Below are 14,652 nucleotides of genomic sequence, written 5' to 3' on the forward strand. Positions count from 1 at the left end.
GCATGCGCGGGGGTACCTCGCCCGGAGGCCGCATGAGCACGCTCGCGACCGGCGGCGCGCCGCGCGATGCGAAGGCGTGGCTCGTCACGCCGGCGCTCGCGTTCATCGCCGCGCTGTTCATCTATCCGTTCGCGTACGGCCTCGTGCTGTCGTTCCAGCCGACGAACGGCGGCGGCGCGCTCGCGAACTACGTGCAGTTCTTCACCGACACCGCGATGTGGCCGACCGTGCTCGTCACGCTGAAGCTCGCGGTGCCGGCGACGCTGCTCAACGTCGGCATCGCGGTGCCCGTCGCGTTCGCGCTACGCCGCAGTTCGCGGTACCAGAAGTTCGTCACGACGCTGCTCGTGATTCCCGTCACGCTCGGCACGGTGCTCGTCGCCGACGGGATGCTCACGTATTTCGGGCCGAACGGCTGGTTTCCGCAGGCGCTGCAGGGGCTGCACCTGTACACCGACGAAGTGCGTCTCACGCATAACTACTGGGGCGTGCTGCTGTCGCTGATCGTGTCGGGCTTTCCGTTCGCGTTCCTGCTGATGCTGTCGTACATCAGCGGCATCGACCCGACGCTCGCGCGCGCAGCCGCGACGCTCGGCGCGAACCCGTGGCAGCAGTTTCGCCGGATCTACCTGCCGCTGCTCGTGCCGGGGCTCACGATGGCCGCGTGCCTGTCGTTCGTGCAGGCGTTCTCGGTGTTCCCGTCGGCCGTGCTGCTCGGCGCGCCGGCCGGCCCGACGCGCGTGATCTCGATCGCGGCGGCCGAAGCCGCGTTCGAGAGCTACGACTATTCGCTCGCGTCGGCGATCGCGATCGTGATGGGCTTCGTGCAGCTGCTGGTGGTCGCGTCGATGCTCGGCGCGCGCCGCTTCTTCTATACGGGTGCGGTCACGGGAGGCAAGGGCTGATGGCGACCGACAATCATGCCGCTCGCACGTGGCCGCCGAAACACGACGCGCCCGATGCGCGACCCGTCGACGCAAGGGAACCGCACCGGATGAAAAGCAATCTCGCCGGCCGCGCATGGAAGGCGCTCGTCTGGGGGCTGATGGCGTTCTTCCTGCTGAACGTGATGCTGCTGATCGCGACCGTCGCGGTGAACTCGGTCGCGACGCGCTGGTTCGGCACGCCGCTGCCGCAGGGCTTCACGCTGCACTGGTATGCGAAGGCGTGGGAAGACTTCCAGCTCGCGAGCGTGCTGTGGGTGACCGTCGAGGTCGTCGGCGCGGTCGTGCTGCTGTCGATCGCGCTCGGCGTGCCGGCCGCGTATGCGCTCGCGCGCGTGCAGTTTCGCGGCAAGCGCTTCGCGCTGCTGGTGTTCCTGCTGCCGCTGATGGTGCCGCCCGTCACCTACGGGATTCCGATGGCGACCGTGATGTACAAGATCGGGCTGGCGGGCACGCTGCCGGGCGTGATCCTGGCGAACCTCGTGCCGGCGCTGCCGTTCGTGATCCTCGTGATGACGCCGTTCATCGAGCAGATCGACCCGAATCTCGAAGCCGCCGCGCGTATCTTCGGCGCGAACACGTCGCGCTATTTCCGCTACGTGCTGCTGCCGCTGCTCGTGCCCGGCATGCTCGCGGCCGGGTTGCTCGTGCTGGTGCGCACGATCGGGATGTTCGAACTGACGTTCTTCACCGCGGGGCCGAGCACGCAGACGCTCGTCGTCGCGCTGTATTACGCGGTGTTCTCGACCGGCGTGCGCGCGCCGCAGTCGATCGACGCGATGGCGATGATCTACATGGCCATCACGCTCGTGTGGGTCGTGATCGCGTTGCAGTTCGTCAGTCCGACCCAGCTCGTGAGCCGCGTGAAGCAGGAGCGGCAGTAGGCGAGGGCGGCAACGGACGCGCCCGGGCCGCCGTGCAATTGGTTACAAATGGATACCGCGCACGATACGCGGACGTTGCAGACTACGCGGCGTTCACCCGATCGACGAATATCCATGAAGTTTCAAACGCTGCTGACACTCGCCGGTGCCTCGACGCTGCTGGCCGCCTGCAATCTGCTCCACGACGGTCCCGGATCGAGCGACGTCGACGCCGCCGTGCGCCGCGCGCTCGAGGCCGAAAACCACGGCGGGCTGAACGCGCTGTTCGGCCAGCCGTTGCCCGTGTCGGCCGACGTCGTGTCGGCGAAACCCGACGGCGACTGCAAGAAGCTCGGCGACCGCACGTACTCGTGCGACGTCGTGGTCACGTGGCGGAATGCCGATTACTCGCCGTCGCGCGCGAACCTGACCTTCGTGAAGGCGGCCGACGGCTCATGGCAGACGTCCGGCGTCGATGCGGCGCTCGTGACGGGCACCGCGAAGTCATTGATCGACCATATCGGCAAGGCCTGGCCGGGCAATGCGGCGAGCGGCGCGTCGGCGGCGGAGTGACGCGAGGGCGGCCAGCCTGGACCGCACTGCTGCTTTTTCCCGATAAAAAAGGGCGCGAGCATCGCGCCTATCTCGTTTGAACGCATCCTCGGTATGCAGCCAGGGTTATAGGGAAAACCCTTATCTCAAGGTATAATTCCGGCCATGAGAGAAAGGTCATACCATGCCTGAACGCTTCCAAACCCTTGAAAAATTTGTGTTTTCCCTCGTCGTGATGTCCGCCGTCGTGTGCTCGGCCTTCCTCGCGTACGAGCGTCACCCCGAGATCAGGATCGCACTGCACGAAGGCGAAGCGCTGATGCGCGAGAGCGCCAAGTACTCGGTCATCTGCTCGCCGTCCAAGGTCGACCCTTGCGTCGAGATGTCCGCTTACTGAGCCGGCTTTCCGCTTTTCGGGCTTGGGCGACGTCACTGCCGGTCTCAATGCCCTGAAGTCGTCTCGTCACGTATTCGGAAACCGGCCGCAAGACAGCGGCGAATGCACGAACCCGTTACGTGCCGAGTCGCCCGCATAAGCAGCCCCGCATCCGGTCGGCCCCGCTTCGAGCAATCGAGCGGGGCCGTTCTGTTTGTGCATGTCTGCGCGTATCACACAACATGCCGAGGGACGGCCGGGATTCGCAAAAAATCCGCCACATCTCGGCCTACGTTTTTGATTTGAATGCGAAATTGATGCGGGATGCGATTTCGCCGGCCGCATGTCACGCCCATCTCGCACTCATCCGTGATCGACCACCTGACGTTCTGGTACGCGCTTCGTCATTCCGCAATGCCGACTGCTGGCCGGGGACAAGCTTGGACGGGCCGCGAGGTCGGCCGTTACTTTGAGCGCGTTACGGCAGCAGGCGAGCTTGTTGATGAAGAGCCGCTGGTCCTCAAAATATTCGAAGAGGGCGGGGACGAATCCTGGACTGTCTACGCGCCCGATCTGCGGGAACGAATGCGACGTCATGAGTGTCTGTTGGTGCCGTCGAAGACATACTCGGAAATTTATGCGCAGGCAACATTGCGCACTGCTCGCGATTGCGTAGAACGAGTGCTTCAGAATACACTATTCCGTCAAAATCGCGCTGATCTTCGCGCAATACCCATGTCAAAGGCACTCCAGCCAGGTGCAGATGTCCGCCCAGCCAGCCTCAGTTGATGGTTTACTTGGAGACTCTCGGTGTGTTCATATATCTGGTTGAGGGCTGCTTCAATATTTCGCTTCGCTGCATCCTCTCGTCGATTGAAGTTGGGGACGTTGGCGCTTGGCCTTGTTGCCGTCACACTCGCCGCGCTATGCATTGGCCCCTATCGGCTCTCGCTTGGGCAAGTTATGACCGCGATTTTCGCAAGTAACGCATCATTGCTGCATGATCCCGAGTTGCAACAGATGCGCTACATGCTGATCGAAATTCGTGCTCCACGAGTTGTGCTGGCGATTTTGGTGGGAGGAGGTTTTGGCCTAGCGGGAAGCGCCATGCAGGCGCTGTTTCGGAATCCACTCGCCGACCCGGCGCTGCTCGGCATATCGAGCAGCGCCGCCTTCGGCGCCTCGGCCATGATCGTGCTGGGGCCCATCCTATTTGCCCATCCAGTGGTGTTCGGCTACCTCCCGGTAGCTGCGTTTGCATGCGCATTCGCCGCTTCACTGCTAATGTACGGCTTCGCAGCATCGAGTGGTCGACTTGCTATTCCTGTACTTCTGCTTGCGGGTATCGCGGTTAACGCACTCGCCATCGGCGGTATCGGTCTCCTCACCTATGTTTCCAACGATGACCAGTTGCGTTTTCTAGCGTTCTGGAACCTCGGCAGCGTCGCGGGTGCGACGTGGACAGTCATCGCAACAGTCGCTCCGATCATTGTGTTAAGCGCCGCGTTGTTATTACGTAACCGACAGGCCCTTAACGTTCTACAGTTGGGAGAAGTCGAAGCGCAGCATCTCGGCGTCTCGGTGCTGCGGCTCAAGCGAATCGTGCTCTTCGGCGTCGCGCTGTGCGTTGGCGCACTCGTTGCGTGCACCGGGGTGATAGGGTTTATCGGCCTCGTCGCTCCACACTGCGTGCGGCTACTATGCGGCCCGAACCTACGTTTCGTTATGCCTGGTGCGGCGCTGCTCGGCGCGAGCTTGACGCTAGTCGCGGATCTCGGTGCACGTACTTTGCACGCCCCCGCTGAAATTCCCCTCGGGATTCTGACTGCCCTGTTTGGTGCGCCGTTCTTTCTCACCTTGCTGTTGAAGAAAAAGGCCGCGTGGGGATTGTGATAGTAAGGAGTACGCCCATGGCAGCGACACGTTGCATTTACGCCCTGTCGCGTCGCCCTGACAATACGACGCGATTGGTTTGCTTTCCGCACGCAGGGGCGGGGGCGTCAATCTATTGCGCGTGGGATCGATTGGTGCCACATGACGTGGGCGTCCATGCCGTTCAGCTTGCAGGACGCGAGCAGCGAGCAGATGAGCAGCTGCGCATCGACTGGGTGCCGCTCGTCGAGGAAATTTGCGATGCGCTTGCTCGCTGGCATGACCAGCCGTTCGCGTTCTATGGACACAGCCTCGGTGGCTTAATTGCATATGAGGTGGCAAATGCACTACGACGCCGCGGCGCGACAGGGCCGCGAATGCTGTTCGTTGGCGCCTCGTATGCGCCGTCGGCGGTGCGCAAGGCCGGCACACACTTTGAAGATGACGAGAGCTTACTGCAAATCGTGCGCCGCTTTGGCGGCGTCGACGACACCTTTGCTGCGGAACCCGAATTCGTGAGGCACTTCCTGCCAGTGATAGCAGCCGACTTCACGTTGTTCAATCGGTATGTCTACGACGCAGCGCGAGATAGGCTTGATTGTCCCGTCATAGCTCTGTACGGCACACACGACGCCGATCATGATGGCGCGAGCATGGCACGATGGAAGCTGCATACCCGAGGTAGCTTTCATGCGCATGCAGTTCACGGCGGACACTTCTTTCATCGAGAATCCGCTCGCGAGGCCATCGAGCATATCGTCTCCCACCTTGGCAGCCGTTCGCAGTTGCGAACTTCAGAGGTGGTTGATGAGTTTTATGGGACAGTTCGCTCAGAAGTCGGAACCGGGAAATAAACCATGGCCTTTCATCCTGTCATTCAACCGTTCGATAATATCCCGGTTGCTTTGTCGAATGTCATATGTCCAGCGGAAACTTCCATCTTCCCCGATTTCCAAGGTGGCGACCTTACCGACAGCGCAACGCGGAGCGAGTGCGCGATTCGTCGAATCGATGTTTCTTCGAACGAAGGAAATGCCAATTTCCCATGGATGCTGAGTCTGCAGAGCGAGCATCGTTCTCAATTCCGGGTATCGAGACACAATATCGCGTGGATGCGTGCGATGTTGTTTCATAAGCTCCAATGCCAGCGTGACAGACTGGAGGTGGCGACGAAAATCGTTTCTCCGTTCAATCTGAACTTCCAGAGGCACGATCTCCGCAAGTCCGGCCATGCGCCCGGACAAAGTCGCTGCCTCGTCAACTCTCCATCCGACTTGAATGCACGATTGATCGATGTCGAGCGAGATACACACCAGGAATGTACCCAGCGTGACGACAGCGGGGTCTTCGCAGCTCATCATAGGACGCGGGGGGGACCAGTCGGTTGTCTCGCACGCGCGTTGTCCGCTGTGATCGTGCGATGACGAAAAGAGCGGACGACGGGCGCCGGACCGGACGAGACGCTCACGCCAGAATGCCTCGCTCGGAGCCAATGTCTCAAGCGTGCTTCTTGCCAGCTCCGCCTCTTCTTGCGTGAGGACGGGTAGCGGCGAACCTCGGCCCAAAGCCAACGTATCGGCGAGTTCGCTCGCGACATACGGAACGCCTTCGAGACTTGACAAACCTCGCACAAGTACGTCGGTGCTGCCAGTGGCAACTTGCCAGGCATCAGAGGCGACACCGATTAGCGTGCCCGGCGGCTGGCCGGAACATCGCCTCAACGGATGAACCTGACGGATCGCGAACGCGGTATCTGCGATCCACAGCTTCGGGGAAGTCAGGGGATTGGGGTAATGCTCGCCGAAATCGAGCGCGCGGGCCAAGGTTGACAAGTCATACGCTGTCATTGACCAGCGAAGGTGCGCACCGGCTTCAGGACGGCGCCATTTGGCATGGAAACTACGTTGCGCGATATCCTGCTGCTCGAGGACGAGTTCGCCCGTATCCAGTTGCGAGAGCAGTTCGGCAAAACCCTCGCGGGCGGCGTGATAACACTTGAGGTTAAGCGATAACGCGGTGTCGTGGGCCTCGATTGGCACTGCCCGGCGAATGGCGATATGCCCCCCGTCGACAGGGAAGGATAGGCAGTGCCAGCAGATTGCATGCTCTGTCTCGCCCGCCAGCAACGCCCACGAAGTTGCGTGGCTGCCGGCATGCCTTGGCAACGGGCCGTCATGGTAATTGAACGCGCCGCCATGTATTGCGTCAAGGAGCGCCGCAGGCATGATGAGTGGATTGGCGACGGAAAACAGCCAATCGATCTCATGGTTCTTCAGCCATTCACCCAGCGCATCGATCGAATCCAATCGGACGACGTCTTCGCGCTTGCCCCATGAATCCAGCGCGGCATCCGTCGGCAGCAGGGCCGAGACGGCGCGGCCGCTTGCGCGAATCTGCTCGCAGCAAGACACCGCCAGCGTGCCGCTTCCGACCACGACGCAACGTTCCGGGCGATTCCGAATGCTCGCCCGCCACGCTCTTGCCCGATCGCGTATCTGTTCGGGACCGCCGGATGCTTGGGTACGATCTTCCGATTGATCGCCGTGGTTACACATCAGGAAGACTCCTTCAATGTCATTTCGTCGCTCGCCTTTCCAGGCGCTCGGATGGGCACGCCCTCGAATGGGTGCTCAGGCGCTGAACAGCTGGCGGGTGATGATCTTGAACCAATCCTCGGAGAACGCCGCTTCCCGCAGGTGATCCTCGTTCGACGCGTCAAGCGACGTTGTTCCTCCGGACAGCTGTGCGATGCGATTTCCTGCCTTTTCGTAGCCGTAGTGATGGGCAATCGAGATCCCGTATCCGGGCTCGAGGAGGCTGAAGCAGGCGTTCATGAATCGCGGGTCGGGCGGGGCCGCGGAGAACGCCGCCGCGGCGATCGCGAATGCGCAAGCCTTGGCCTGCGACGTCGCGGAGAAGGCGGATTTGGGCATGCTGGCCGCGTCGCACGCATCGCCGACCACATGGACGCGCGCCATGCGCGTCGATTCCATCGTTGCCTTGTCGACCGGACACCAGCCGCTTGGATCGGTGATCCCGGACCGTTCGAGCATCGCGCCCGCGTATTGCGGGGGGATGAGGTTGCAGACGTCGGCGACGATGGTTTCGCCATTTTCGAGCTTGACGCGCCGGTTGTCGACGTCGATGCTGACAACCCGGCCACCCTTTCCGCCGCTGATGCGCTCGATGAGACTGTTCGGCGTCCCGAAGCCGTAGAGTCGCTCCCAGCCTTGCTGAAAGAGCGGCTGCTTGGAAAAGTTCTCGCTGGCGTCGGCAATGATGATCTTGGAATTCGGCTTGTTGCGGCGCAGATAGTGCGCGACAAGGCTCGCACGTTCGAACGGCCCCGGCGGGCATTTGTACGGCGCCTTGGGCGGGGCGATGAGAAACACGCCGCCGTCACGCATCGCGACCAGTTGCGACTTGAGTGCGTCGAACTGGGTCTTGTCGCCCCATGCGTGCGGCACGTCCAGCGATTGTCGCGCCGACAGCCCGTCTATGCCCTCGTATCGGAACTGGACGCCGGTCGAGACGACGATCCAGTCGAATGCGTGACGGCGGCCGCGTTCGGTGACGATCATGCCCGTTTCAACGGACGCGACCGGTTCCGGAATCCACTCGACTCGCTTTGCCCATGCGTTGTAGCCGAACAGCAGGTCGTCGTCCGGTCGCGTGTTTGCGAGTGCTTCATTCGATTTGAAGCATGCGTGATAGCGGCGGTTCGGTTCGAAAACGGTGATATGCGCGCGCGGCATCAGCATGCGCAGATAGCGTGCGGCCGTCAGTCCGCCGACGCCGGCGCCGACGACGCCGATCCGCGCGCCGTTGCCCGTCGGGAGGCCGGCGGCCGTGGCGAGGTCAGTTCCCGCTGCGCTCAGAATGGCGGCGAGAAAGGCTCGACGAGTGCTGCTGAAAGGGCGTGTCGACATGTCAGAGTAACGAAAGAAGGAGGTCGGCTTTCGCATCGAGGTCCGCCGATGGGTAGGTGTTCCGGAGATGGTCGGCCAATTCGCGGATTGTCGGGGCGATGAAGATCGCCGACGCTGGGACAGGTACGCCGAACAGATCGTGAAGTTGCGCCATGATCCGAATGGCCGTGAGCGAATAACCGCCCAGTTCCACGAAGTGGTCGTGAATGTTCATCGGCTCGATCTTCAGGACCTTCGCCCAGAGGGATTGGAGCACGCGTTCCAGCGAGTCCTTCGGGAGACCGTACCCGTCGAGCGTCGGCCGCGCCGCAGCCGGGGCGGGTAGCGCACGCAGGTCGATCTTGCCGTTGCGCGTGCGCGGCGGCTCGTCGATCCACGTATAGCTGGACGGCAGTGCGTACGGCGGCAGGTGAGTTGACAACCAGTCGCGCAATTGCGCGGCGGTCGGCTTCGTGGGCTGTGCGCGGGCCACCACGTAAGCCGCGAGCCTGCCTTCCAGCAAGGGGTGGAGAATCACGATCGCATGGGCGATCTCGGCATGAGCGGCGAGCCGCGTTTCCACTTCGTCGAGTTCGAGCCGACGCCCGGCAACCTTGATCTGCCGGTCGGCGCGTCCGAGGAAGACGAGCATGCCCGCCTCGTCGACGCGCGCACGATCGCCGGTACGATACATGCGCGCGCCCGGCGTCGAATCTTGAGGGTCAGGCAGGAACGACGCGGCGGTCCTGCCGGGTGCGCCCGCGTAGCCGAGCGCAACCCCGGCTCCGCCGATGTAGAGCGTACCGACGCTGCCCGCCGGCACCGGATCGAGCCGGTCGTCGAGCAAATAGCAGCGCGTCGCGGCGATCGGCGTGCCGATCGTTCGCGCTCCACGGCGCAGACGGGTGGCGGTCGACCAGATCGTGGTCTCGGACGGGCCATACACGTGCCACGCTTCTTCCGTCGTCTCGGACAGCCAGTCGCCGAGTTCGGGCGGCAACGGCTCGCCCCCGACCAGCGCTTTGACGCGCGGCAGGCGTGGCCAGCCGCGCAGCCGCAGCACGGACCAGACCGAGGGCGTTGCCTGGACGATCGTGTCGCCGGTGGTGTGGCCACTCGTGTCGTAGGCGGCGGGTGTCAGCGCCTCGTCGCGGCTCAGGATATGCAACGTGGCGCCGCTGGCGAGCGGCAGCACGACTTCCAGCAGGCTGATGTCGAACGTCAAGGCCGACGTCAGCATCACGCGATCGCCGTGCCCGACGCGCAGCGCATCGCGAAAGTAAGCGACGGCGTTGGCGTACGCAGCATGATGGATTTCGACACATTTGGGCACGCCGGTCGTGCCTGACGTGTAGATCCGGTACGCGGGCTGGGTAGGCGCGATCGGCATCCGCCCGTTCGTTTTCCCGTCGGCGCCTTCCACAACGAGCGCGCTTAGGCTGACGTCGGGGAAAGCCGGCGCGGGCGTGTCGTCGCAGACGCAAATCACGATCGCGACGTTCGCGAGGACGTGCGCGAGACGGGCGCGAGGCTCGTCCGGGTCCACGACGACGAAACAGGCCCCGCTCAGCAGCACGCCCAGGATCGCGACAGGCAGCGCCACCGTGTGCGCGATCCGGATGCCGACCGCGTCCCCGGGGCCGATTCCGCGCCGAGCGAGCGCGGCCGCGACGGATCGCGCGCGCGCGTCGAGTTCCCGGTATGTCAGCGCGCCGGTCGCGTCGAGAACGGCGGTCGCCGTGCCGTGAGATTGTGCCTGCTCGGCGAACAGCGCAGTCAGATCCATCGCGCGTGCGCCGCCGTCGGCTTCGTTCACAAGGATCGAGCGGGGTAGGCCTGGCATCGCATCGATCGTCGGCAGCGGCGCGTCGACACCATTCGCGAGCGCATTCAGGGCCGCGTCGTAGCACTGCGCGATTTGATCGACGCGCGCAGGCGAGAAGCATTGCGCGTCGAACGCGAGACTGTAGGTGATCTGTCCGCTGGCGGGGTCGATGTTGAAGCTGGCCGTCAGCGGAAAACTGGTGATTTCGTGCGAGGACTTGCCGTACTGCACGAGATCGTCCGTCGCGGCGATGCCGTTATGGAAGTTAGTGAAGTAAAAGAGCGATTCCGACAGAGGCGCCTCGCCGGCCATCCGTTGGATCTCGGCATACGGTAGCCGGCGATGGCCGAAGGCCGAGCGCTGGCCTCGCCCGATCCGGTTCGCGAGCCGCCGCCAGGTCTCGTCGTCGATGCGCGCCCGGACGGGTAGCGTATTGATGTACAGTCCGATCGCCCGTTCGCTCGTGGCTTCGTCGAGACGGCAGTCGGCCACGCTGCAGGTCAGGATCTCCCGCTCTCCGGTGACGAGGCGCAGCGCGACGAGATGGGCGGCAAGCAGCAGGACGGCGATCGGCTCGCTCGATTGCCGCGTGGCGTCTCGCAGCTGCCCGCAGACAGGCGCCGGCAAGGTGGCGAAAAGATGATGGTGCGTTGGCGCGTCGGGCTCGGCCCGCGCCGTTTCGCTAGCGCTGGCCGACGTCAGGCGGGTGGGCGCGGCGCCCTCGAGATAGTCTTGCCAGAACGCGCGCGTCGTCGGCGAATCGACCGCGGCGCGCTCGGCGGCGACGAAGTCGCGGTAGCGGCTGCTGGACGGGGCGATGCGGGAGGGCCGGCCATCGACCAAGGCCCGATAGTCGGCGAATAGTTCCGCGTGGATCTGTTGGTCGCTCCAACCGTCCATGATGCCGTGATGGAAGCTGGTGGTGAACTCGATCGTGCGCGGACCGAGCCGATGCACCTTGAAGCGCAGGAGCGGCAGCGCCCGGACGTCGAAGCCGCGAACCCGCTCGTCGTCGATCCACCGTTCGATGGCCTGCCGTTGATCGGAGGGCGGAAGCGAGGTCAGGTCTTCGTAGTCGAGCACGTCCGGCCCATGGGCCCAGACGCGCTGCACCGCGCCGCCGTCGGCGGCCAGATCGAACGTGGTGCGCAATGCCGGATGGCGCGCGACGAGACGCCGTACCGCCTCGCGCAGGCGCGCTTCATCGAAATCGAGGCCGAGCCTGTAGCTGAAGATGTCGTGATAGCGCCCGTCGTGTCCGTGCGCCTGATTCTGGAAGATCATCCCGAGCTGCAGGTAGGACGCGGGGAAGGTGTCCTCCACGCCGGATGGCGTAGCGTCGGCGTCTGGCGACATGGACGCCACGTCGTCCCGCGCGCGCTGCGTCGTGACCGAGGCCGCGAGATCGCGCAGCACCGGAGACCGAAAAAGCATTTCGGTCGACAGCACGATGCCTTGCTTGCGAGCCTCGACAGCGACCGTGATCGCCCGGATCGAATCCCCGCCCTCGGCGAAGAAATGGCTGGACGGCGTGATGTCCGTGGCACCGAGGACATCACGCCAGATCGCGCCGAGCGCGGTTTCCACGCCACTGGCGAGCGGTCCCGATATGCCATCCTGAGCGGGCAAATTGGCGATGAGCCGCCGTTCGTTTACCTTGCCTTGCGCAGTCAAGGGCAGGTTGTCGACCGGCACGATGCGGTTCGGCAACATGTGAGCCGGCAGTTGCGCGGACAGCCACGCGCGCAGCGCGCGCGTATCGAGCGAGTCCCCCACGACGGCGCAAATGATCCGCGGTTGCGCGTCGTGGGCGAGCCGCTGCGCGAACGTATGGCAGCTCGAGACGGCCGGATGGCACAACAGGTGGGCCGTGATTTCTCCTGGCTCGATGCGCACGCCGTTGCGTTTGATCATGTCGTCCACGCGCCCGACGAAGACGTGATGTCCGTCGTCCAAGCAGCGGACGAGGTCGCCGGTGCGATAGACCCTTTCCCCCGGCGTGCCGGGATGGGGGTTGGGCAGGAAGCGTTGCGCGGTTTCCCGTGCGCTTGCGACGTAACCGTGCGCCAACTGATCGCCGCCGATGTACAGCTCTCCGGTTTCCGCCGCCGGCACGCGTTGCAGCTCGGCATCCAGCACGAGAAGCGAAGTGCGGGGCGGGGCCGCGCCGATCGAGACAGGCCCGTCCGGCATCCCCTCGGCGGGCTCGCTCTGCACGCAGCAGCCGACGGTAGCTTCGGTGGGGCCGTATTCGTTGTGCACGATCGACCGCGCGCGCTGCAGCGAGCGCGGCAGCATCGCTCCCGTGAGCGCCGCGCCGCCGACGATCACGTGTTCCGGCCATGACACGGCACGCGGATTCAGCGTTTCGAGCGCCGCGATCGCTTGCAGGTGCGCAGGGGTGAGTTTGACGAACGACAGCGCTGACTCGGCGCTCAGCATGTCGTACAGCATGCCCGGCGTGACGGGATCCGGCGCGAAGCGCACGGTTTCGCCTGCCAGCAGCGGCAGCCAGAGGCAGGTCTGCGTGAAGTCGAACGTGAGTTCCGAATGCACGATCGTGCCGCCGCCGCCGCGGTCACGGTCGCTCGCATAGCGCGTTCGCGCCCAGCCGAGATAGGTCGACAATGCGCCGTGACTGACCGACACGGCCTTTGGCGCGCCGGTCGAGCCCGAGGTGAAGAGGATGTAAGCGGCCTCGCCGGACGCCGGACGGTAGTCGGGGGCGTCGGCCGCGCCGCGCGCGGGGTCGGCCGTTGGCGTGATGACGGAAGGGAGGCCGGGCGCGCCGTCAGCCGGCATCGTGGTCGACACGAGCCAGCGGGCGCCGGCGCGTGCGCACCCTTGCGCGGTGCGTTCGACGGGTGCATCGGCCGCAAGCGGCAGAACGACGGCGCCGGCCCGCCAGATCGCGAGCCACCAGACGATCCATGCCATGCCTCGGTGCGTCTGCAGGGCCACGATCTCGCGCCGCGAGACGCCGCGGGCCACGAGCGTGCGGGCCGCCGCGCGCACGGCATCGTCGAGCGTCGCGTAGGACATCGAATGCTCCATGTTGCGCAACGCGATGCGTTCGGGGCAGCGCAGCGCCCAATGATGCACGGCATCTACGACACAAAGCGTACCGTTGGCCAATGGGCTCGCGGGTGCGTCGCCCGCGGACTCGACGGCTCGTCGACATTCGATGGCGCCGAGCCGCAGGCAGGCGATGCGCTCGGCGGGCTCGAGCATGCCGCGCAGATGAGCCGTGATCGCGTCGAATTGCGGAGCCGACAGATCGCGTGCGCTCAGACGAAGCTCGCCGGGCGCGATCGCCGACAGCCGCAGGATGGCGGGCGACTCGGGCGTCTCCCATGTCGCGTCGAGCACGCGAAGACCGGCGAAGGTGGTCGGCAGGGGACACGAGGGTTCGAACATGAACGGCAGGTTCGCGGCGAGGCCAGGCGTCGTGCAATCGAAATGGTCGGCATGCGCGAGATCGGCTTCGGCCTGCTGCGCGATCGTGCGAATTGCCGTGTCGACATGTGTCGACCAGTCGACGTCGAACGGCAGCGCGAGGGGCCGCGCGATGGGACCGACGAGATCGGCGTGCTCGGCCAAGCGGGTGCCCGGCGCCAGATAACCCGTCACGATGGACCGACGGCAGGTCCATTTCGACAGGCACAGCACCCAACGCGCGAACAGCTCGGTTTCCTTCAGGCAGGCGTCGTACATGAGCGTCACGCCATGCACGCCGCCGCTCGCCGGCGGCACCACGGCGTCACCCGTCGATGCGTCGCGTGTCGCGGCGCGCCGGCCTTCCCAATAGCGGCGTCCCAGCGGGTCAAGCAGCAAGGCATGGTAGCCCTCCGCCAGATCGGGATACTCGATGACAGGGCGCGCGTCATACGCGTGCAAGCCCAGATATGCCTCGGCAATCCTGTCGACGATCGTTGCGACCGCCCAGCGGTCCGAGCACGAACGGTCGACAGCCACTTCGACGACACTACCCGACGCGCCATCGCGCAGCGCGACGAGAAACGGCAGATCGTCCGTCGGGACGCGCTCGGGCAGCACCGAGGACGGCACGTGGGCGGCGACCGTCTGCGTCGCCTCGTCGCTACCCGGAAGCGCGCACACGCGCGTGCGCAGGATCTCGTACCGCTGCGCCACGGTGTTGGCGGCCTCGAGCAAGCGCCGTCGTTCCAATGTGCCGCCCAAGGTCAGCGTGACGACATGGTGGCGCGGCGTCTCATCGCTGATCCACTGCGCGTGTTGTTGCGGCGAAAGACGGTACCCGGGTGACGCGTTTCGCAAATCGATCTTCATGGTG

At 64.6% G+C, this 14,652-nt stretch carries 9 protein-coding genes; 6 read left to right on the plus strand and 3 right to left on the minus strand.

The annotated features are described in order from the left end of the window. Positions 1-32: 32 nt before the first annotated feature. The 6 genes from J8I33_RS09355 to J8I33_RS09380 all read left to right on the plus strand — a co-directional run bounded on the left by J8I33_RS09355 (position 33) and on the right by J8I33_RS09380 (position 5,461). Positions 33-905 (plus strand): sugar ABC transporter permease, encoded by an 873-nt coding sequence (locus J8I33_RS09355; RefSeq protein ID WP_209934872.1) that lies wholly within the window; start codon positions 33-35, stop codon positions 903-905. After that, a complete protein-coding gene (locus tag J8I33_RS09360; protein ID WP_089488443.1) occupies positions 905-1,828 on the plus strand; it encodes an ABC transporter permease in 924 nt (307 codons plus the stop codon). Before J8I33_RS09355 ends, J8I33_RS09360 begins: the two co-directional genes overlap by 1 nt. Positions 1,829-1,942: 114 nt before the next feature. Beyond that, complete coding sequence (locus J8I33_RS09365) at positions 1,943-2,380, plus strand: hypothetical protein (protein WP_124640261.1); 438 nt, start codon at positions 1,943-1,945, stop codon at positions 2,378-2,380. A 163-nt stretch (positions 2,381-2,543) separates the two neighbouring features. After that, a complete protein-coding gene (locus tag J8I33_RS09370) occupies positions 2,544-2,756 on the plus strand; it encodes a hypothetical protein (RefSeq protein ID WP_046545736.1) in 213 nt (70 codons plus the stop codon). 858 nt (positions 2,757-3,614) lie between these two features. Further along, positions 3,615-4,628 carry an iron ABC transporter permease gene (locus J8I33_RS09375; RefSeq protein ID WP_209935223.1) on the plus strand — a complete coding sequence of 338 codons (1,014 nt, stop codon included), beginning with the start codon at positions 3,615-3,617 and terminating at the stop codon, positions 4,626-4,628. Between the two features lie 17 nt (positions 4,629-4,645). After that, positions 4,646-5,461 carry an alpha/beta fold hydrolase gene (locus J8I33_RS09380; protein WP_209934878.1) on the plus strand — a complete coding sequence of 272 codons (816 nt, stop codon included), beginning with the start codon at positions 4,646-4,648 and terminating at the stop codon, positions 5,459-5,461. On the opposite strand, the gene J8I33_RS09385 is transcribed toward J8I33_RS09380, so the two are convergent. The 3 genes from J8I33_RS09385 to J8I33_RS09395 form a co-directional block, all read right to left on the minus strand. After that, on the minus strand, positions 5,438-7,162 hold the full coding sequence (locus tag J8I33_RS09385) for a formyltransferase family protein (protein ID WP_209934884.1): 1,725 nt from the start codon (positions 7,160-7,162) through the stop codon (positions 5,438-5,440). The genes J8I33_RS09380 and J8I33_RS09385 overlap by 24 nt on opposite strands. 75 nt (positions 7,163-7,237) lie before the next feature. Continuing rightward, positions 7,238-8,572, minus strand: coding sequence for an NAD(P)/FAD-dependent oxidoreductase (locus J8I33_RS09390; protein ID WP_245171723.1), 1,335 nt, complete (start codon positions 8,570-8,572; stop codon positions 7,238-7,240). Further along, complete coding sequence (locus J8I33_RS09395; RefSeq protein WP_209934890.1) at positions 8,538-14,648, minus strand: non-ribosomal peptide synthetase; 6,111 nt, start codon at positions 14,646-14,648, stop codon at positions 8,538-8,540. The genes J8I33_RS09390 and J8I33_RS09395 overlap by 35 nt, the downstream gene beginning before the upstream one ends. Positions 14,649-14,652 lie beyond the last annotated feature (4 nt).

This window comes from Burkholderia sp. AcTa6-5 (assembly GCF_017815075.1).
Lineage (GTDB): Bacteria > Pseudomonadota > Gammaproteobacteria > Burkholderiales > Burkholderiaceae > Burkholderia > Burkholderia sola.